Consider the following 21,435-nt stretch of genomic DNA (forward strand, 5'->3'; position numbering starts at 1 on the left):
AATGTTTAAAAAGTCAAATTAGCTCCGAACATAAATTTCTTAGTCGCCGGATAAATTGATGGCCCAGCAGTTCCCATCACAACACCGTCATCGTTAATGGTCGTTTCTGGATCAACACCCGAGTATTTTGTCCAAGTAAATAAGTTTTCACCAGCAAAATAGACTCTTAAGTTTTTGACTTTATATTTTTCAAGTTTGAAGTTATAACCCAGTGTTAAAGAACGCATTCTTAAGAAATCGTTCTTTTCCAAATATCGAGATGAAACCTTGTTCCCATTATCTGTATTACCAAATCTAGCAACTGGATGTGTAGCAACATCACCTGGTTTTTCCCAACGATTCCAACCATCAATCAATTTCATTTGATTTCTATCATTGTAAGCACCATCTGAATCATATTCTTGACGGGCATAATTGTACGTCCGGCCTCCAAGTGAATATCCAAAAACAGCACTTAGGTCAAACTGTTTATAAGTCACAGTTGTATTAAATCCTCCAAAAAGTTTAGGATTAGATCGACCAACTTTATAAAGACCTGCTTCTCCATAATTTGATGTCGTTGTCCTGGTATCATTACCATCCGCATCTTTCACAGTCTTATACCACATCGGTTTCCCATCATCAACATTTACGCCCGCCCATTCACGCATAAAATAAGTATCGATTGGAGTACCAATTTCCAAAATTTTCTCGGCTGATCCTGCGATGTTTATACCATCGCTAACAAAGAGTGGTTTAGCAACTAAGTTACCTGCCTCATCACGAGAAGGGAATAAATTAGTTAATCTATTTGTATTATGACCAAGATTAACATCAAGACTCCATGTCAAATCATTTGAACGAATAATGTCGCCACCGATAGTTAATTCAATCCCTTTATTTGTCATTTTACCAACGTTTTTCCATACACGAGTAACTCCCGTCAAACCACTAATTGGGACGAGGTAAAGAATATTATCCGTTTTCTTATTGTAAACATCCACGTTCAAACGAAGCCTATTCTTAAAAAAAGCAGCATCCAATCCTCCTCCTAAAGTATAGGTTTGCTCCCAAGTTAGATCCTTGTTCCCAATTTGATCAATTAATACACCCGGTACACCATTATATGACGCATTGCTAGAGACTGAATATAAATTAAACTGTGGATACAAAGATGTCGGTCTATTTCCGACAGAGCCATAAGCTGCACGTAATTTTAAATTATCTACCCAATCTGCCTTGAACCAATCCTCACGATTGATATTCCAGCCTCCAGAGACAGAGAAAAAATTTGCGTATTTAGCGTTTGTCCCAAAATTTGAAGCACCATCTCTTCTAAAAGACACTTGCGCCATGTACTTATTGTCGTAGGCATAATTAGCATTAGTCAAGTAGGATTGAGTTGCCCATTCTGAAATTCCACCTTTTGTTTTTTCGGGAACTGCCGCGGCATTAAGCACCTCAATTCCAGGCACAATCCCCTTACCATAGACATCCAAGGTTTTACTCCAATAGTCATTAAATTCATAAGCAGCAATACCGTTTAAAGCATGTTTACCCCAGGTCTTGTTAAAACGTAAGACTTGATTCGTATATCTCCGAGCATATTCAGACCTATAGTCACCAATCCTTCCCTGAACATTTAGACCACCATTTGACCTTGGATCAGTATACTCGCTTGAAGAGTAACTATTATACCTATAGTTGTTGATTGAAGAAAAAGTTAACCAATCTGTAATCTTCACATCAAAGTCCAAATTCCCCATAAACTCGTAATTGGTATTAGCCGATTTGTTCCATTGCAAATCGTACAAATAATTCGTTTGTGAACCATTCACCCAACCACTATATCGATGTGGCACCAAATTTCCATTGGCATCATAAGGGCTATCCCAAGGAAGATTAACATACATTGCTCCTGTCGAGTACTGGCGGTCATCAACTGAACGCTTTGCTCCAACCACAGAAGGCTTTATTGTTAACCAATCGGTAGGTTTATAATTTGTATTAAATCGAAAATTATAACGATCATATTCATAGCCCTTCACAGCACCAAGTTCATTATAGTAACCTAAAGACAGATAAGATTGTATTTTTTCACTTCCTCCCTGTAAAGATATATTGTGGTTTTGGATAAAGCCTTTTTTGGTAGCAACTTTCCACCAATCGAAATTACTGTTGCGCAATTCAGGATTCCATCTTGGAAAACTAATGGCACTTGGATTAGCGAACGAAGCATAATAATCATAGAGCTCAGCCCCGTCCATCATCTGCATATTTCCATTAGTCAACTCAGTAAAACCCATTTTTGTAGAAACATTGATTGCTAAAGGTTGCGCAGTCGGATTTTTAGTTGTGACAATAATAACACCGTTTGCCCCTTGAGAACCATAAATCGACGTTGATGCTGCATCTTTCAACACAGTCATTGAAGCGATATCATCCGGATTTAGATCTCCAGGAGCTGATCCTACAATAACACCGTTAATCACCCATAATGGACTTGTTGTCCCGCTTAAGGATGCTTGCCCACGAATGACCACACCTCCTCTAGTCCCTGGTCGTCCCGTTCCCGGTGCAACATATACGCCAGCAGCTTTACCATTCAACATATTCTCAACCGAAGGCGTAGTTACATCTCGCAACTTGTTGCCTTGCACAGTTTGCAATGCCCCAGTCAAACTCTCCTTTTTTTGTTGTGTTCCATAACCAACAATAACAACTTCTTCTAGCGCCTCGTTATTGGACTCCATGTTGATATTGACCACCGCACCTGTTACAGTCACTTCCTGTGTCTTGTAACCGATGCTATTGATCACTAAAACATCCCCGTTCTTTGCTTCGATATTGAAACTACCATCTGCTCCAGCCGAAGTAGAACGTGATGTACCTTTAACACGAATTGTTGCGCCCGCCAGCGGACCGTCTGTAGACTGCACTTTTCCGTTTACTTTCTGCTGAAAAACAGCATTTTTCAACAGAATATTACGGTCTGGAAATTTAAGACCATTAGCATTAGCTTGGTTATGTGTACTTGTTATGAGTAAAGCTAATGATAACAGACTCAACTTGTGATTGTCGAGAATCTTTGAAATCATAATATTTTAATAGTTAGAGTTTAAAAATTGATTAGCTTGCTAATCAAAATTTAGGTACATGAATGCTAAAACTAGAATAAGATATGGGGATATCAAAATTAAACAACAACGAAATCGATTGCGCTATTTCAAACAAACGATTGCATAAACATACAGTTGTAGCATCACTATTTCTCCAGTATACTTGACCTTCAAAACTGGATTTACAAACTATATAAATCCATGGTACATTTAACATCATGAAATACAATAAATAATACGAGCATGTAACGCGAACGAGAAAACTCCTAATACCTGAGCGTATATACAAAAATCAAGGGTGATCCAGAAAACTCTATCGCACAAAGTTCTGAACAACGACTGGGAAAATCAAAAAAAGGATATTAAAAACAATAGGGCCCTTCCAGTAAAGAAAGGGCCCTACGATTAAATCATTTGTCGGAGATTAATAACCTTTATTTTGAGTCAATACACCATAAGATAAATCCATCTCACTTTGAGGTACTGGCATTAAATACAACCGCTCAGTCCAAGCACGCTCCTGAGCTAGGCCGTTACTGATACTGTAGATATTTTTCATCACATCTGGTGCTGTCTTCCAACGGCGTATATCGTAATAACGTGAACCTTCAAGCACCAATTCAATGGCTCTTTCATTGCGGATCAATTCTCTTAATTTAGCTTTTGTGGCATAGATCGTACGATCCACCTTAGCCATTCCTGCTCTGACACGGATTTGATCCAGGGCATCGTAAACAGTCGCATCTGGTCCAGATACCTCATTCTGTGCTTCCGCATAGGTCAATAGTATCTCTGCATAGCGCAGCAAAATAATATTGGCATAAGAATCCAGCTGGCGTCTATTTGAGGCTGGATCAACCAATTTGCGGAAATTATACCCCGTCTGGGACATATTCGATTTCCCGCTCTGCCAAGCAAATTTATAACCACCTTCAGGTGTCAAAGCGTTCCAAGGTGCGGTTTCGAACAAAATGGATGCGTAGAAACGTGGGTCCCGATTTTTGAATTCCTTTACGAAATCCGCTTTATCAGCTTTTGCATAATTTGCCGCCCGAACAGCTGGTGTGATCGTTCCCACAGGCTGCCCTGTCTTATAGCTCGGATATAAATTTACCAGGTTTTGTGTCGGTGTCAGGGAGCTCCAGCCACCCACCGAGCCTTCCATTAAAAACGTATTATTAAGCTGGCTTTGTGTGATCTCAATATATTGACGATCCAGAATCACTTCAGAATTTCCTTCGTTCTCTGATTCAAATACTCCCTCGTAGCTTCTTAAACCCAATCTAAATTTACTTTCATCCGCGACATTATCAAAATCAACAAATGTACTATAGTTATCTTTTTTATCCAACTCTGATTCAGTCCCTGCTTTGAACAAAGAGTACCCTAATCCCATAACTTCTTTTGCTGTAGCTGCAGCCTTTTCCCAGTTATTTTCAAATAAATAAAGGCGTGCTTTTAGTGCCAATGCAGCCCCCTTTGTTATCCGTCCCTTATCATCAGAACTGTACGAAGCAGGTAATTTTGTAGAAATATCCTGCAACTCGCTGTATAAGAATTCCAGCACCTCACTTTTTGCATTACGTGGCACATTGGATTCTTCTCTGGTCAAAACTTTCGTTACCAAAGGAATATCACCAAATCTCTCCACCATAGGGATGTATAAATAAGCTCGGATAAAGCGTACCTCTGCTTTATAACGTTCTTTCAATGCGGCATCCATGGTTGCCTTATCGACATTATCCAAAAAATAATTACAAGTACGGATTGGAATATAATCCCAGCCTGCATTTAGTGCCGTTGTTACCGATCCGGATGAAATATCCGTTGAAGGACTCTCCCAAGGATATTGCGCGTGTACCAGATCAGAAGCACCATCACTATACATACCATCCGACAACTTACCATACACTGCATTGACAGCCAATTTCACATCATTTTCAGTTCGCCAAAAATCCTCTTCAGCTGTTTTATTTACTGGAATACGATCTAAAAAATCCTTCGAGCATGCACCAAATAAAAGCGTTGCTGCCATTAATGGGTATATTAAATTTCTTTTCATTTCTTTTGTATTAAAAAATTAAAACTTAGCCGTCAAACCTACTGAGAATGTTTTTACCCCAGGATAACTCGCTCTTCCCGAACCTGTTTCAGGATCATAATCACCCAAACGTTTGTCTGCCATAAAAGTAAATGGATTGGTAGAAGACGCAAAAAGGCGCAATTGGGACATTTTCATAGAAGTCAGCAACTCTTTCGGAAAGGTATATCCGACAGTAATGGCACGAATTCTAAAATAATTCCCGCTGAACAGCCAGAAATCAGATGTCCTGTAATTTTGTTGTGCATCCCCTGTTAAGGTGACCCGTGGAAAAGGAGCGTCTGCTTTATTATTCTCCTCAGACCAACCGTCTACCCAGTTTCTCTTAATATTGGCTCCATTGAAGAATGGAAAAGATGCTTCATTATCCAGGTAAGTTTTTACCCCCCCAACACCATAAGTCAGGACATCAAGGTCAAAATTCTTATAGGCGGCACGCACATTGAAACCGTAGTTGAACCAAGGTACATCATTACCAAGAATGGTACGGTCTTTCGCATCGATTATTTTGTCACCGTTAATATCGACATATTTGACATCACCAATCTTGGTCGGACTGCCAAGATCTTTTTGATCTGCGTGCGCTTTAATTTCAGCCTCACTCGTAAACAGACCCGCTGATTTATAACCGTAATAATCACCAACTGATCCGCCTACACGATTGATATAATAACTGTCCACAATTTCATTGACATCACCTAAGGAAAGAATCTCATTTTTGATTTTTGAGACATTTCCCGATACCGAGTAGGTAAACTCATCGCCAATTTTACCGTTATAGGTCAATGAAATCTCTATCCCCTTATTTTGGGTAACTCCCTGGTTATAATAAGGGGTATATTTTTTCTCAAATCCGTATGTTGATAAGCTTGCAGGTTGTAGCAAAATATCGTCCGATTTTTTAACAAAATAATCGGCTACTAAATTAAACTTCCCGCCTAAGAATGTTGCATCAATCCCAACATTGCTCATTGTTACTTTCTCCCACAGTGCCAAACGATTCGAACCGTATAACTGTTCAAGGCCATCGACTGCATTTCCGTTAAAGTTATAGGCTGAAAGACGATCAAGAAGATTAAAATAATTGCCAATAGCAACTGCATCTTGATTCCCTAACGAACCATAGGATCCACGCAATTTCAAAAGGTCAACCCATTTGACATTCTCCATAAACGACTCCTTATTGATATTCCAGCCGGCAGAAAAGGAAGGAAATGTTGCCCTTCGGATTTCTGGTGCAAATCGGGAAGAATAATCCATCCGTAGATTTGCTTCCAAAAGGTACTTATCTTTATAGGCGTAATTGAAACGGCCAAATACAGAACGTAATGCCCATTCATCTTGTGTTGTACGGTTAGCTAAACCGGTATCATCCTTACTGATTTGGCCTGAACTACCGTTAATAATTGTTGATGCATCATTACTGACAAAATTTTGTCTGCCTAAAAACGCTTCTCGATACACATTTGACTCCTGTGACGCGCCGACAGTAACTTTTCCGAAGTGATCATCAAATCTACGTTCATAGTTAACCGTTCCTTGCAAAAGCAACTCCTGGCGTTTACCCCAATACTCTTTCAGCTCATTGATCGGATTGGCTGTTGAATTCATCGGCTGTTTGCTAACAAAATTAATAACAGGGTCAGTACGGTTAATAAAATCGAAAGAATTTGTATTGGTATACTTTAACGACATTGCCCCATCGATAGAAAGCCCTTCGAGTGGAGTCAATGACGCATTAGCCGCTAATTGCAAGTAATTATCTCTATTATTGCCCCGTCCTCCTTCAGTAAGTGCTCGCAATTGATTGTTTTTTGCAATGGTCGCATTTGCGGCACCATTGGAGATCGAACCCCAAGAACCATCGGAATGCTTGATTACCGTAAATGGTAAAGCTCTACCCATTTCCGTCCAACTAATTGGGCTTCCGACCCGATCATAATCCTGTTTTAAAAAAGAGATATTGGTATTAAATGTTAGAAGATCTTTGACAACTGTCGTATTGGTATTGAGTTTCATATTGATACGATCCTGCTTACTTCCCGGTGTTAACGACTGTTGATCGAAGTAATTTAGACCCAAATAATAATTTGTTATTTTACCTGGTGCACTAACATTTAAGCCAAAATCACGTTGTGGGGCCGTATGCCTTAACACCTGATCGTACCAGTCATTATTGGGATAATAATCTGGCTCAGATTGGTTTTTGAATTTCTCAATCACCTCTGGTTTGAAAGTGGGCGTTTTCCCGACATTAACCATTGCTCGGTTATACAACTCGGCATAGGTAACAGCATCGGCAAACTTCGGTAGGAAACTCGCCCGTTGAAATCCATAATTGGCATTAAAGCCGATAACTGCCCTTTCACCACCACCGCGTTTGGTCGTGATCAAGATAACACCATTCGCCGCTCTAGAACCGTAGAGTGAAGCTGAGGCCGCATCTTTCAAAACAGACATGCTTGATATGTCGTTAGGGCTCAATGCTGAAAATTCGGCACTTGTCGCGGGAATCCCGTCGATAATAAACATGGGTGATGGTGAACTCAGATTCGTACGCCCCCTTACCGTAATGGACCCCGCATTTGATGAAGAACCAGTGCTACCTTTTCTAACTTCCCCAGGTCGATTCAATACGGTTATCCCCGGAGAAATACCTTGCAATGCGTTCTGCAGGGAAGTCACAGGTCGATCAGCAAGCTGTTTTGGTGTAATCGTCGCCACAGATCCGGTCAAATTCGCTTTCTTTTGCGTTCCATAGGCAACAACAACAACTTCTTCCAATGCCTCATTCTCTGAGACCAGATCAATCGTTACAACAGAACCTGAAACAGTAATTTCCTGCGGTTTATAACCGATGCTCTTTACAAGTAATACATCACCCGTTTTAGCTTCAATGCTAAACTGACCGTTCGAATCCGTTGATGTGGAACGTGAGCTCCCTTTCACTGTAATGGTAACCCCTGCTAACGGACCTTCAGTTCCTTGCACTTTCCCGGTTACTTTTTGTTGGTAGATGGTATTATTCAAAACTAGACTGTGGGAGTAGCTTAACTCTCCCGCATTCGAGGCATTCACACCTGCAAATAAGAGCGTTAAAGATAACAGACTTAGCTTTTGATTACCAAGAATCTTTGAGATCATAATATCTAATAGTTAGTTTTTAAATTGATTAGTTTTCTAATCAGATTTAGGTACATGAATGCTAAAGCTATAAAGAAGATAGGAAGATCTCATAATTCTTAGGAAACGAAATCGATTGCGCTAATTGGACAAACGATTGCATAAGCATCCAATTGCAACAAATTGATCTAATATCCTTATTTGAGATCATCTTCAAAAATAGGACAATGCGAGCCATGGCTTATTCAACGGGATGAGATAAAGAAAATAATAGCTGCATCAGCATGTGAGCGAGGAATAAAATGAGAAAAGCCAAGGTTTTCACCTCGGCTTTTTCTTTTAGTAGCGGGGACCAGACTCGAACTAGTGACCTTCGGGTTATGAGCCCGACGAGCTACCAACTGCTCCACCCCGCAATGTATTTTTGATTTCTTTAAAAAGAACCGGTCATTGCAACCGGCTCTCTCCTTTAGTAGCGGGGACCAGACTCGAACTAGTGACCTTCGGGTTATGAGCCCGACGAGCTACCAACTGCTCCACCCCGCAATGTATTTTTAATTTCTTTAAAAAGAACCGGTCATTGCAAACCGGCTCTCTCCTTTAGTAGCGGGGACCAGACTCGAACTAGTGACCTTCGGGTTATGAGCCCGACGAGCTACCAACTGCTCCACCCCGCAATATATTTTTGAACAAAATTGCTTTTTTCTTTTGAAAAAACAAGATTATGATCCTTCCGAATTGGAGTACAAAGATATATTTTGTTTCTTTGTAATCCTAATAAAATTTAGAAAAATGTCACATAAAGCAGGATTCGTAAGTATCATCGGAAAGCCAAATGCTGGTAAGTCCACCCTAATGAACGCTTTAGTAGGTGAAAAGATGTCTATCATCACACCTAAAGCGCAAACGACAAGACACCGCATTATCGGTATTGTAAACGATGAAGACCATCAAATTGTGTTTTCCGACACACCGGGCGTCATCAAACCAAACTATTCTCTACAGGAATCAATGATGAATTTTGTCCAGGGATCGCTTATTGATGCGGACATTATTTTATTTGTGACTGATATCCACGAGAAATACGATGAGAATGACGTATTGGAAAAACTGCGTAAGACGAACTCTCCAGTAGCTGTTCTGATCAACAAAATAGATAAATCTTCTGAAGAAGAAGTAAAAGCCAAAATCGAATTCTGGCAAGAGAAACTAAATCCAGATACAATCTTTGCTATTTCAGCCAAATTGGATCATAATGTAGCCGCTGTCATGCAGTACATCAAAGATAAGTTGCCGATCCATGAAGCTTACTACGAAAAAGATGAACTGACAGACAAGTCCATGCGCTTCTTTGTTTCTGAGATGATCCGCGAGAAAGTATTCAAATTATATGATAAAGAAATTCCTTACAGTACCGAAGTCATTGTTACATCCTACAAAGAGGAAGCAAATATCACCCGCATTGCTGCAGAAATTATTGTCGAACGTGATTCACAAAAAAACATTATTATAGGCAAAGCTGGTGCTATGATTAAGAAAGTAGGCACCTATGCCCGCCAGGATATCGAAGAATTTATCAACGGAAAGGTTTTCTTGGAACTCTTCGTTAAGGTAATCCCTGATTGGAGAAGCAAAAAGAACTACCTTAAACGTTTTGGCTACGACGATTAATTAGTACTGAGTAGATCGTATTGAGTATTGAGATTCTGGTTGTGCAAGTCTTAGCTCGATAAGCTCGTTTCACTAAAATATACACGAAGTGCTTTAATCTGTTTCAGATTAAGCACTTTTTTTAGGTCCTCATCTGAAGCTTCTTTCACCCTTTTTACCGATTTAAATTCGGTCAATACTTTTTCCACGGTTGTCTTTCCAATTCCCGGAATATTTTCCAACTCAGAGACAAAGGTCTTCCTGCTACGCTGATTACGGTGAAAAGTGATGCCAAAGCGGTGAGCCTCGTCACGCAGATGCTGGATTATTTTTAAGGTTTCCGATTTCTTATCTAAATACAGCGGATATTGATCTCCGGGATAGAAAAGTTCTTCCAGTCGCTTGGCGATACCGATCACAGTTACCTTACGTTCTATCCCCAATAAACGCAAACTCTTCAATGCTGCGCCTAATTGCCCCTTACCACCGTCGATAATAATCAATTGTGGTAACGGCTGATCTTCGTCCAATAATCTCCTGTAACGTCTAAAAACAGCCTCCTCCATGGTCGCAAAATCATTTGGCCCCTCCACAGTTTTCACATTAAAATGTCTATAATCTTTTTTGGAAGGTTTTGCATCTTTAAACACCACAATCGCCGAGACGGGATAATTTCCCTGGATATTAGAGTTATCAAAACACTCGATATGTTGTGGCAACACATTCATACGGAGATCTTTCTGCATTTGTTTTAAAATACGTTCCGTACGAATATCCGGATTCAGCTTTTCATATTGCAACAGGCGCTCTTTTCTGAAAAAAGCCACATTTTTCTGAGACAGTTCCAACAACTTTTTCTTCTCGCCCAGTTTGGGAATCGTAAAACGTATCCGCTCGTTTTCCTCAATATCCAGTTCAAACGGAACAATAATCTCCCGCGACAGACTTTTGAACCGTTCCCGTATTTCAGGTATCGCCAGTGACAGCAATTCCTGCTCGCTCTCGTCCAAACGGCGCTTCATTTCCAGCGTCTGTGTCTGAATAATAACACCATTCATTACCTTCAGATAATTCACAAAGGCATATCCCTCATCCGAGGCGATACTAAATACATCCACATTGGTAATCGAAGAATTAACTACGGTCGATTTACTCTGATAATTATCCAGTTTATCGAGTTTCGCTTTAATCAATTGTGCTCGTTCAAAATCCAGTGAAGCTGCTGCTGCTGCGATACCTTCCTTTAACCTATTGGTGACGACAGAAATCTTACCATTTAAAATATCCTTAATATCGCTCAAATTTTGATCATAATCTTCCTCCGACTGATAGCCTTCACAAGGCCCTTTACAATTCCCAATCTGATATTCAAGACAAATCTTAAATTTTCCTTTTCGGATATTCTCCTGCGTAAGCGCAAGGTTACATGTCCGAAGTGGAAATAACTCACGGATCAGATCCAGTACGATATGCATCATACTTACAGAAGGATACGGCCCATAATAACGGGAGCCGTCCTTAATGTATTGCCTGGTCCAAAAAACACGAGGAAAGGGTTCGTTCTTGATGACAATCCATGGATAGGTCTTGTCATCTTTGAGCATAACATTATATTTTGGCTTATGTTTCTTGATTAGTGAATTCTCAAGCAACCAAGCATCAATTTCGGTATCTACTATAGTAAAAGAAATACGATTGATCTTACGAACCAAAACACGGGTCTTACCATTCAACTGATTTTCATTGACAAAATATGACCCTACTCGGTTACGAAGGTCTTTCGCCTTACCGATATAGATCAATTCATCATGTTTATCAAAATATTGATAGACTCCCGGTCGATGAGGTATCTTCTTTAATTCTTCTCTATAGTCAAATGTCAAAACTTTAAAATTAAAAGTAAAAAACGAACACAGCCTATAAGCCATAGGCTTATCGAACTAGAGCCCTTATGCTTTAATCTTTGAAAAACAAGCTTGTATAACCAAAGTCTCCATACTCAGATCTGAAAAGTCAAAACAAGAAAGTGAAGACAGCTTGTAAGCCTCAGATTGTCCGACCAAAATCTCAATACTCAATTCTAATATCTCAATACTAAAATTAAAATCCCAAACGATCATCCTTGAGTTTCGGCTCCTCCTTGCTACTTGAGTCTGTAGATCCATCTTCGACATCAGAGCCACCACCGCCCCAATACTGGTTACAGTCAATGACACGGGTCAGTCCACCCTGAGGTTGTTCGAAATCACCTTTTGTATATTTTAAATTTGAATCTTTATAGACTTTTTGCATAAAGAAAGCAAACACCGGCATCGCTGCGGCCGCCCCCTGCCCATATTCCATCCGGTCAAAACTGATTCCTCGGTCTTCTGCCCCTGTCCAGACACCGGTGACCAGTTCTGGTGTGATACCAATAAACCAGGCATCGGAGTTATCATTGGTTGTACCCGTTTTACCACCGATCGGATTAGTGAGGTTATATTTCCATTGAATACGTCGAGCCGTACCCTGAGACACCACTTTTTTCAGCATATCCACAATAATATAAGCAGATTCGCTATTCAAGGCTTTCACTACTTTCGGCGCCTTATCATAGATAGGTGTGCCATTTTTATCTTCAATACGTAAAATCGCTGTTGGTTCGATCCAGGTTCCCTGGTTAACGAAAGCAGAATAAGCACCAACCATATCAAAAACAGACGCTTCGTACGCCCCCAAAGAGATGGAAGGATAATTCGGCACGTCACTCGTTATACCCATACGTTTAGTCAATGCAGCAACCTCTGCCGCTCCTACTTCATGTACCAGGTAAGCTGTTGCAAAATTTTGTGAATAAGCTAATGCCTTCGCTAAAGTAATTGGATTTCCTCCTTGTGCATTTCCTCTTGGTGTCCAACCATTGTATGTTTGTTGGTAATTCGGAATACTATAACAAGGTGAATAGCCGTTATCGATAGCGACCGCATAAGTAAACGGCTTCGCTGTAGATCCGACTTGTCGTGTTCCCATTTTAACCTGATCATATTTGAAATGGTCAAAATCAATACCACCAACCCAAGCTTTAATATGTCCTGTTTTTGGTTCCATGGACATCATTGCATTCCTTAACATCAACTTGTTGTATTTAATGGAATCCATTGGGGTCATCATGGTATCCTTACTGCCTTTCCAGGTAAAGATATTCATCGGAACCTTCACATTAAAGGCTTTTTTGATCTCATCATCGTTCAATCCCTCCTCGCGCAAAATGCGGTAACGATCAGAACGTTTCATTCCACTGATCAACAACTTCGCTTTATCACCTTTGAACGGATCTCTATTTTTCCACTGCGCCGAAAACTTCGACTGTAGCTGCTTCATCCATTCCTTTTGGGCATCCTCAGCATACTGTTGCATCGACATATTGATGGTCGTATAAATCTTTAATCCATCACGATCTAAGTCATAAGGTGTACCGTCAGCTCTGACGATCTTAAGATTAGCAAATTCTTTCTTAATCTGGTCTTTTAATACCGCCCTGAAATAAGGGCCTAATCCCTCACCATAGTTTGCGATCTTGAGTTCTAGTCCGAGTGGTTTCTCCTTCGCATTAGATGCTTCTTCCGCCGAAATAAAATTGGCGGCCACCATATTATTTAATACCGTATTACGACGTATTTTGGATTTCTCAGGGAATCTCACCGGCGAATAGGCACCAGGACCTTTCAGCATTCCGACCAAGAGTGCAGCCTGGTCAGCGGTCAGCTTATCTGGCGTGGTATTGAAATAGGTCCGCGCAGCAGATTTTATCCCAAACGTATTGTATGCACCAAAATCCACTGTATTAAAGTACATCGTAACGATTTCGTCCTTGGTATAATTTCTTTCCAGGCGAACCGCTGTCACCCACTCTTGAAATTTCTGAATGATACGTTTTAGAAAGTTTTTCTGACGGCCATCAGAAAAAAGATTAAGTGCCAACTGTTGTGTTATCGTACTTCCTCCTTGCTTATTGCCTGTCAGCGTATGGAAGATAACCGTAAACGTACGGGAATAATCTATCCCTGAATGATCATAAAACCGTTTATCCTCTGTAGATACGAGTGCTTTAACCAGATACGGCGATAATTCACTGTATTTAACATTCGACCGGTTCTGTACATAATAAGTCCCTAATACTTTATGATCATCCGTAATGACTTCAGACGCTAAATTGCTTTTTGGATTTTCCAAATCGCTAAACGAAGGTAATTTTCCGAATAACCCAAGACGTATACTCAATATAAATAGGAATCCAAGGGCTACAATGCCAATGATGATCTTCCAAAAATTGAACGTATATCGTTTAATATCGCCTTCAGTAAGTTGATTTTTTTTTGATACTCGTTTCATCTATTTACTAAATTTCATGTGCAAATATTATTCACCTATGCTTGTTTTCATTGGCATTTATGAATGTGCTGCATTTTGTTTTTAAAGGCTACATGGAATATCCAATCTTTTGATCCGTATGTACCTTTTTTAATTGGATATTTCGCTATTCCCTCTTACATAGACCTCAATATGATTTTAATGTCCACTCTATCAGATAGTGTGCCAAAGAATGCTTCATGGCAAAGGTATTACTAATTCATTCAAAAGTGTGCATTAAACCATGAAAATGTTTGCCTATCCGATATTAAACCCGTTCAATTAAACAGACAGCGTAGGCGACAACCCCCTCTTGCCGACCAATGAAACCCATTGTCTCGTTGGTCGTTGCCTTAATGGAGATATCATCTATATCTAGACCGGTCACTTCCGCTAATTTGATCTTCATTTGAGGAATATAAGGTTTGATCTTGGGTGCTTCAAGGCAAAGCATGGCATCAATATTACCGAGTTGATATCCTTTGGCCTGAATCAACCCCATACACTCTTTCAACAACAGCAAGCTACTAATCCCTTTCCAACGCATATCTGTATTGGGAAAATGGTACCCGATATCCTCTAAGTTTGCTGCGCCCAAAATAGCGTCACAGACTGCATGCACCAAAACATCGGCATCTGAATGACCAAAAGCTCCAGCATGATGTTCCAACTGCACACCACCAACAATAAATGGGTATCCTTCTTTTATCTGATGAACATCAAACCCAAATCCTACCTTAATCTTCATTATTATAATTTTATTATGAGAATACGCTTTTCAACGTAATAAATAAGCTCGTTCTAAGCCGTTTTTCCTGTAACAACCATACACCTTATTATAAGCTATTATTACCTCAGGACTATTTTACGCTCATGACGGTTCATTGCTACGAAGATACCATTTTAGTGCCGATATTTTGAAATGGAGTTTTTTTATCAGGCATTGTGTCCATGTAAAAATACGATGTAGTAATAAATGTATCGACAAACAAAATCTTCATGCTTTCACAAACGCTAACAGTCATGAAAATCGATTAATGGTTCTTTTTGGCCAATAAACCGATCGAAGTAAGCTTATGGAAGAATCAATAAAAACAAAAAATTCAGAAAAAGCAAAAGGGCTATTTCCGATGAAATAGCCCTTTTAATAATTTATTGTCTGTTTGTTTTACGCAGATCCTCAAGAAAAGGGTCTATGCTTCCACTTCTTCAGGCGCGAACTGATCATACACCTCTCCGAAAGCATCATAGTCCTGATCACCGTTAGGCTCAAAAACCTGAATATCTTTGGATCTCGCGAAATCAACAATCTCCGTATTGACATTTTCATCAGCTACGACAACCATATCCGTAAAGTGCAATGCACCTTTATAGATTGCTTCATAACTACCATCGCCATACACTTGCGCATCTGCAGCTTTAAAAGCACCTTCTGGCGCCATTTCAGCATACTTTGAACCCAATGTGCCTTTAAATTCTTCGTTAAACAAAGAATACATCACTTTTGCATCCTTAAATGTAGGATCATCTTTATACGTTGTTTTCACGTAAGCAGGTACCAAAGCAGAGAACCAGCCATGACAGTGTACTACATCGGGCGACCAGCCTAATTTCTTAACAGTTTCCAACGCTCCTTTACAGAAGAACACCGAACGCTCATTATTGTCTGCAAAGAATTCGCCATGCTCATCACTAAAAACTTTTTTACGCTGAAAGTAGTCCTCGTTATCCAAGAAATACACCTGCATCCGAGCTGCAGGCAGTGAAGCTACTTTAATAATTAGCGGATTATCATTATTATCCACAACAATGTTCAAGCCTGAAAGACGAATCACCTCATGCAATCTATTTCTACGCTCATTGATATTCCCAAAACGAGGCATCAAGATACGGATTTCAAAACCCTTCTCTTGCATCGCTTGAGGCAGTTGACGTGTAATTTCAGAAATTTTGGTTAATTCGAGGAAAGGCGACATCTCGTGAGTAATAAACAATATCTTCGTTTTTGCCATCTCCAGTTATTTTTATTTATTATTTTCGAACAGTAAAATCGGTCTACAAAGGTACAAAAAAAATACTTACCATGCAATTTACTATCAATCATCGTTTTATATTCCCAAAATAATATGCAACTTTGCGAACAAAAAACTATTCAGCAAAGTGGAAATTTTCAAAACGAAAGCATCCCTCCAAGCACATCTCCAAAAAGCACGCTCGGCAGGTAAAAAGATAGCCTTAATCCCCACCATGGGAGCACTTCATGAAGGACATTTATCGTTATTAGATTATGCGAAACCCATTAGTGATATTCGTGTTTGTAGCATTTTTGTTAACCCTACACAGTTTAATGACCCCAAAGACCTAGAAAAATATCCGCGTCCAATTGAAAATGACATCAAGCTATTGGAATCCGTCGATTGTGACATTTTATTTATGCCAAGTGTAGAAGAAATGTATCCCGACCAAGATGAAAGTTGGCATATTGATCTTGGTGAATTGGATCAAATCTGGGAAGGTGAAAAACGTCCGGGTCATTTTCAGGGTGTAACACAGGTGGTCTATAAATTGTTCACCTTAGTACAGCCCGATATCGCCTGTTTTGGACAGAAAGACTTTCAGCAAGTGATGGTCATCAAACGCATGATCGAGATCAAAGATCTTCCAATCCAATTGGCAATCTGTCCCATCATCAGGGATCAACATGGCTTAGCGCTAAGTTCAAGGAATATGCGCTTGAGCGAAGATGGAAAAACAAAAGCCCTAGCACTTTCCCGTTCATTACAATATGTAAAAGATCATATTTCGGACAATGCCGGATTACAAGAAATTAAGAATAATGCGTTAGCGATTTTAACAGATACAGCAGGAGTAACTGTCGAATATTTTGCAATCTGCGAAAGCAGCTCCTTACAAGAAGTCCAACAGATTGATCCAAGCAAGCAACATGTTGCGCTTGTCACAGCATGGGTAGAAGGTGTCCGTCTTATTGATAATATGATATTAGCTTAATAAAAAAAACTCTACCTTTGCGCCATGGTAATAGAAGTAATGAAATCCAAGATTCACCGCGTGAAAGTCACACAGGCGGAATTGAATTACGTGGGTAGTATCACGATAGATGAAGATTTGATGGACGCTGCAAATATCATCGCTAATGAGAAAGTTCAAATCGTAAATAATAACAATGGGGCCCGTCTGGAAACCTATGTCATTCCAGGACAACGCGGATCGGGTACGATCTGTCTAAACGGAGCTGCGGCTCGTCTAGTGCAGGTTGGCGATATTGTTATTATTATTTCATATGCTACAATGGATTTTGAGGAAGCGAAGCAGTTTAAACCGTCTTTAGTATTCCCGGATGACAACAATCATTTGATCAGATAGTATTGAGCCACATGCGCAATACTTAATAATAATTTTATCAGGAATACTTATATACTGCTAAATAAAAATCGTATTTTTGAAGCGTTACTCTAACAAGTAGCGCTTTTTTATGCAATCGAAAATAACAAGAAATCTGCGTCAGCTTATCGCATCATTCCAATTGGCTTTGATGTCGCTGATTATTCTTTCGGGTGTTATTTTTATGCACAAAGAGGTAAAATCGGATGGGGAAATCGTGATGCACACGCACCCTTATGATTTTACAAAGAAAGAAAAACCTCAAGAGACCGACGATCAGATCGATTATCTGAATGTCATTTATCAAAACAATTACGTACAGACCGATTTCATTATTCTCGAGCTTCCTGTACCAAAGGAAATTCAGCTAACGAATTATTGTTCGATCTGCCCAGAAGTTACCAACACCACAAGCAGTCCCTATTACCTCCGGGGGCCCCCTAGCTTAGCATAACACAATTCTTTTTTATTCTGACGTACATCCAGTAAAATAGGTTAAGACAACGCTTTTAGCACTTGTCGTTGTATTTATTTTCAGGCTCGCTGGAACAGAATTAAAGTCTTTGGTTTCAATAGACCATAAGTACAAAAACCGATGTCTTCATTTTAAAAAAGAAAGTGGACAAATTCCGCTCATATACTTATATCATAGCATCTTAGCACGTTTCAAGACGAAGGTATGCCCTAGCTATACAATAAACCCAATGGACGAGATACGAAAGACGAGTATCAAACCTAAGGCAAAAAAGTATACCCTATGGGAGCTATAAGCTTGTGTAGCCAAGATCTCAATACGAAATACTCAATACGATAAAAATGCTAAAGCAATACACGTTACTGGCTACACTATTGGCCGGAACATCCTCAATATATGCACAGTCACCACTAGAAGGATATTTATTCAATAAAAACCGGGAAGCCATTGCTTCGGGGACATTGACGATAAAAAACAGCAAATCAGCCACCACATCGGATGCTGATGGACACTTTAAATTCAATACCGTTGTTACCCCAAAAGTAACGTTAAATATCTCCGCCGTGGGCTATCGTTCGCTGACGAAGGTAGTCGCTTTGGATACCTTAAAATCACCATTACAGATCCAGCTCGAAGAAGACAACCTTAATCTCGATGAGGTAGTGGTCTCCGCAACCCGTTATGGTGTAAAACGCAAGGATGCACCTGTTGTAGTCAATGTCATCGGCCCCAAACTATTTAATGCTACACAGTCTGTAGCGATGTCTGAAACACTGAATTACCAGCCCGGCGTCCGTGTGGAAAACAATTGTCAAAACTGTGGTTTTTCACAAGTTAGGCTCAATGGTCTGGAAGGCCCATATTCACAGATATTGATTAACAGCAGAGCCGTATTTTCGGCGTTAAACAGTGTCTACGGATTGGATCAGATCCCCACCAGTATGATCGACAGGATCGAGGTCGTACGTAGTGGCGGCTCAGCACTATTTGGCGCCAATGCCATTGCCGGAACCATCAATATCATTACAAAAGATCCCGTCGAAAGTGATTGGCAGGTAAAGTCCACCAATTCACTGATTGGTGGCAAAAGCTGGGATAATACCGTAGATTTCAATACATCCCTTGTTGCTGAGGACCTAAATACCGGTGCAACATTTTATGGTATGCACCGCAATAGAGAATCCTATGATGCTAATGGGGATGGGTTTTCGGAGATCACCAAGCTTCGAAACACCACCTTTGGCACCAAATTATTTTACAAACCAAGCGACCTCGACAAAATTACGGTAGATTTTAGCACAGTCAATGAATTTCGTCGTGGCGGAGACCAACTCGATAAGGCCCCGCATCTGACCCAGATTACCGAACAACTGCAAACCAGTTCTATCGTTGGTGGAATTACTTATGACCGTTATTCCGAAGACTTTAAACACAAGATTTCGGTTTATGGTTCCGTCCAGAAAACCGTTCGTGATAGTTATTATGGCGGACTTGGTGGCGGGACAACACTAGCAGACAGTACGCTAGCATCCAATTCGTATGGAAAGACAAACGATATTGCACTGGTTGTAGGAAGTCAGTATACCTACAATTTTGAAAAAGATGTGTTTACTGCAGGTGTGGAGTTCTCCTACAATGATACCCAGGATGAAATCCCCGGCTATAAGCGGACAATTGATCAGCAGAATAAAGGATTGGGAACCTATGCTCAATACGAATGGAAGCCCTTTGAGACATTTAAAACTCTGATCGGTGCCCGATACGATTATACCTATGTCGATGGCAAATACAGCTTGGCTGGGATAAACCGTAGTTCGGATCAACGTTTCGGAACATTCAGCCCACGGTTAACGATCCTATATGATCTGACAAAAGATCTACAGTTTAGAGGTGGTTACGCACGTGGTTTCAGGGCCCCACAGGCATTTAACGAAGACATGCACGTGACTTCCATTGGTGGCAACCAGGTATTTGTTCTGATCGGTGAAAACTTGAAAACAGAATATTCCAATGCCTATACCGGGTCGTTTAGTTACAATAAGAACTTTGGAAATGTACAAACGAGTTTTCTAGTTGAAGGTTTCTACACCGACCTCAATAATCAGTTTGTCAATGTCATGGCCTCAGAAAAAGATGGCCTTATCATTCAGGAGATGCAAAATGGCGAAGGTGCTCGTGTATATGGTTCCAACATTGAAATCAATGTCGCCCCTTCATCGTGGTTATCGTTTCAAGCTGGTGGAACAATCCAGCGCTCGCGTTATAAAAAAGACCAGCTGATCTATGAGGGTAAAGACGATTCGCACGATATCTGGACAAAGCAATATGTGCGTACTCCCAATGTTTACGGCTATATGAATACAAATCTGAAAGCGACGAAGCGGTTCGCTGTCGACCTCACAGGAGTATATACAGGCAAAATGATTGTACCACATATCCAGCAAGATATCATGACGCTCAAAAACGCCCGTGATTTTGTTGAATTGAATCTTCGTCTGGGCTATACAGTACCTGTGCACAAGGATTTTAGTATCGAATTTTTTGGTGGCGTACAGAATATGTTCAACGCCTTTCAAAAGGATTTTGACAAAGGTGCATTACGGGATTCAGACTATATCTATGGTCCTACACGTCCACGAACATATACCTTCGGTCTTCGGGTAGGACATTTTCATTAGGACATGCGTACTGGGATAAATTTCCCATAAACAAAAGGAGAACAATGAAATATTTTAGGAAAATAAGCATCCTGATGATCAGCTTACTTTATCCGCTCTTCCATTTTGGGCAAGAGCGGATAAATTGGGTCAGCTTTGAACAGCTCGACTCCCTGCTGGCTGTAGCACCACGGGAGACCCTAATTTTTATCCATACCGATTGGTGCAGCTATTGCCGAAAAATGGAACGGGAAATATTTACAAAGCCGGATCTTGTTACAGTGATCAATAAAAGTTACTATGCGGTCCAACTGGATGCAGAATCTGTGCAGGAAATTACCTTTGATCAGAGCATCTGGAAAGCAAAATCCGGCAAAAAAAGAACTGGACAGTATCATGCGCTAGCCTTGCAGTTATTAAGTGGAAAACGAATGATTTTCCCGAGTATTCTTCGATTTGACAACGAATTCCACTTAAAAAATATACAACAAAAATACCTGAACTCAAAAGAGTTAAATGATTTTTTAGAATAATTTAACA

Annotated in this window: 13 protein-coding genes and 3 tRNA genes; 6 read left to right on the forward strand and 10 right to left on the reverse strand. The window is 40.2% G+C overall.

Annotation, left to right across the window (positions count from 1 at the left end; translation table 11 throughout):
- Positions 1-5: 5 nt before the first annotated feature.
- The 6 genes from DFQ12_RS16500 to DFQ12_RS16525 form a co-directional block, all read right to left on the reverse strand.
- Positions 6-3,077: a SusC/RagA family TonB-linked outer membrane protein gene (locus DFQ12_RS16500; RefSeq protein WP_120260169.1), complete on the reverse strand. Its 3,072-nt coding sequence runs from the start codon at positions 3,075-3,077 to the stop codon at positions 6-8.
- Positions 3,078-3,522: 445 nt separating this feature from the next.
- Entirely contained in the window at positions 3,523-5,160 is a 1,638-nt protein-coding gene (locus tag DFQ12_RS16505) for a RagB/SusD family nutrient uptake outer membrane protein (RefSeq protein ID WP_120260170.1), read from the reverse strand.
- A gap of 18 nt (positions 5,161-5,178) precedes the next feature.
- Positions 5,179-8,343 (reverse strand): SusC/RagA family TonB-linked outer membrane protein, encoded by a 3,165-nt coding sequence (locus DFQ12_RS16510; protein WP_120260171.1) that lies wholly within the window; start codon positions 8,341-8,343, stop codon positions 5,179-5,181.
- A gap of 322 nt (positions 8,344-8,665) precedes the next feature.
- Positions 8,666-8,738, reverse strand: a tRNA-Met gene (locus DFQ12_RS16515).
- A 57-nt stretch (positions 8,739-8,795) separates the two neighbouring features.
- Positions 8,796-8,868, reverse strand: a tRNA-Met gene (locus tag DFQ12_RS16520).
- A 58-nt stretch (positions 8,869-8,926) separates the two neighbouring features.
- A tRNA-Met gene (locus DFQ12_RS16525) sits at positions 8,927-8,999 on the reverse strand.
- Positions 9,000-9,114: 115 nt separating this feature from the next.
- Between DFQ12_RS16525 and era the strand changes: the two genes are divergently transcribed.
- Complete coding sequence (era, locus tag DFQ12_RS16530) at positions 9,115-9,993, forward strand: GTPase Era (RefSeq protein WP_120260533.1); 879 nt, start codon at positions 9,115-9,117, stop codon at positions 9,991-9,993.
- Between the two features lie 50 nt (positions 9,994-10,043).
- Here the strand turns inward: era and uvrC are convergent, their stop codons facing one another.
- The 4 genes from uvrC to DFQ12_RS16550 all read right to left on the reverse strand — a co-directional run bounded on the left by uvrC (position 10,044) and on the right by DFQ12_RS16550 (position 16,373).
- Positions 10,044-11,900, reverse strand: a complete 1,857-nt coding sequence (gene uvrC / locus DFQ12_RS16535) for an excinuclease ABC subunit UvrC (protein ID WP_120260172.1) — start codon at positions 11,898-11,900, stop codon at positions 10,044-10,046.
- 172 nt (positions 11,901-12,072) lie between these two features.
- Positions 12,073-14,343, reverse strand: a complete 2,271-nt coding sequence (locus DFQ12_RS16540) for a transglycosylase domain-containing protein (protein ID WP_120260173.1) — start codon at positions 14,341-14,343, stop codon at positions 12,073-12,075.
- Between the two features lie 286 nt (positions 14,344-14,629).
- Positions 14,630-15,109, reverse strand: coding sequence for a 2-C-methyl-D-erythritol 2,4-cyclodiphosphate synthase (gene ispF, locus DFQ12_RS16545; protein WP_120260174.1), 480 nt, complete (start codon positions 15,107-15,109; stop codon positions 14,630-14,632).
- Positions 15,110-15,554: 445 nt separating this feature from the next.
- Positions 15,555-16,373, reverse strand: coding sequence for a glycogen/starch synthase (locus tag DFQ12_RS16550; protein ID WP_120260175.1), 819 nt, complete (start codon positions 16,371-16,373; stop codon positions 15,555-15,557).
- 148 nt (positions 16,374-16,521) lie between these two features.
- Here DFQ12_RS16550 and panC point away from each other — a divergent pair, with 148 nt between their 5' ends.
- The 5 genes from panC to DFQ12_RS16575 all read left to right on the forward strand — a co-directional run bounded on the left by panC (position 16,522) and on the right by DFQ12_RS16575 (position 21,428).
- A complete protein-coding gene (gene panC / locus DFQ12_RS16555; RefSeq protein ID WP_120260176.1) occupies positions 16,522-17,370 on the forward strand; it encodes a pantoate--beta-alanine ligase in 849 nt (282 codons plus the stop codon).
- A gap of 24 nt (positions 17,371-17,394) precedes the next feature.
- On the forward strand, positions 17,395-17,745 hold the full coding sequence (gene panD, locus DFQ12_RS16560) for an aspartate 1-decarboxylase (protein WP_104383850.1): 351 nt from the start codon (positions 17,395-17,397) through the stop codon (positions 17,743-17,745).
- A gap of 109 nt (positions 17,746-17,854) precedes the next feature.
- Positions 17,855-18,217 carry a hypothetical protein gene (locus DFQ12_RS16565; protein WP_120260177.1) on the forward strand — a complete coding sequence of 121 codons (363 nt, stop codon included), beginning with the start codon at positions 17,855-17,857 and terminating at the stop codon, positions 18,215-18,217.
- A gap of 362 nt (positions 18,218-18,579) precedes the next feature.
- Positions 18,580-20,916: a TonB-dependent receptor plug domain-containing protein gene (locus tag DFQ12_RS16570; RefSeq protein ID WP_120260178.1), complete on the forward strand. Its 2,337-nt coding sequence runs from the start codon at positions 18,580-18,582 to the stop codon at positions 20,914-20,916.
- 44 nt (positions 20,917-20,960) lie between these two features.
- Complete coding sequence (locus DFQ12_RS16575) at positions 20,961-21,428, forward strand: thioredoxin family protein (protein WP_120260179.1); 468 nt, start codon at positions 20,961-20,963, stop codon at positions 21,426-21,428.
- Positions 21,429-21,435 lie beyond the last annotated feature (7 nt).

It is taken from the genome of Sphingobacterium detergens (assembly GCF_003610355.1).
Taxonomy (GTDB): domain Bacteria; phylum Bacteroidota; class Bacteroidia; order Sphingobacteriales; family Sphingobacteriaceae; genus Sphingobacterium; species Sphingobacterium detergens.

Coding starts and splice junctions, on each gene's coding strand:
- DFQ12_RS16565 (WP_120260177.1), top strand. CDS start 17,855: ATGCAATCGAAAATAACAAGAAATCTGCGTCAGCTTATCGCATCATTC.
- DFQ12_RS16540 (WP_120260173.1), bottom strand. CDS start 14,343: ATGAAACGAGTATCAAAAAAAAATCAACTTACTGAAGGCGATATTAAA.
- era (WP_120260533.1), top strand. CDS start 9,115: ATGTCACATAAAGCAGGATTCGTAAGTATCATCGGAAAGCCAAATGCT.
- DFQ12_RS16510 (WP_120260171.1), bottom strand. CDS start 8,343: ATGATCTCAAAGATTCTTGGTAATCAAAAGCTAAGTCTGTTATCTTTA.
- DFQ12_RS16575 (WP_120260179.1), top strand. CDS start 20,961: ATGAAATATTTTAGGAAAATAAGCATCCTGATGATCAGCTTACTTTAT.
- panD (WP_104383850.1), top strand. CDS start 17,395: ATGGTAATAGAAGTAATGAAATCCAAGATTCACCGCGTGAAAGTCACA.
- DFQ12_RS16500 (WP_120260169.1), bottom strand. CDS start 3,077: ATGATTTCAAAGATTCTCGACAATCACAAGTTGAGTCTGTTATCATTA.
- DFQ12_RS16550 (WP_120260175.1), bottom strand. CDS start 16,373: ATGGCAAAAACGAAGATATTGTTTATTACTCACGAGATGTCGCCTTTC.
- DFQ12_RS16505 (WP_120260170.1), bottom strand. CDS start 5,160: ATGAAAAGAAATTTAATATACCCATTAATGGCAGCAACGCTTTTATTT.
- DFQ12_RS16570 (WP_120260178.1), top strand. CDS start 18,580: ATGCTAAAGCAATACACGTTACTGGCTACACTATTGGCCGGAACATCC.
- uvrC (WP_120260172.1), bottom strand. CDS start 11,900: ATGGCTTATAGGCTGTGTTCGTTTTTTACTTTTAATTTTAAAGTTTTG.
- ispF (WP_120260174.1), bottom strand. CDS start 15,109: ATGAAGATTAAGGTAGGATTTGGGTTTGATGTTCATCAGATAAAAGAA.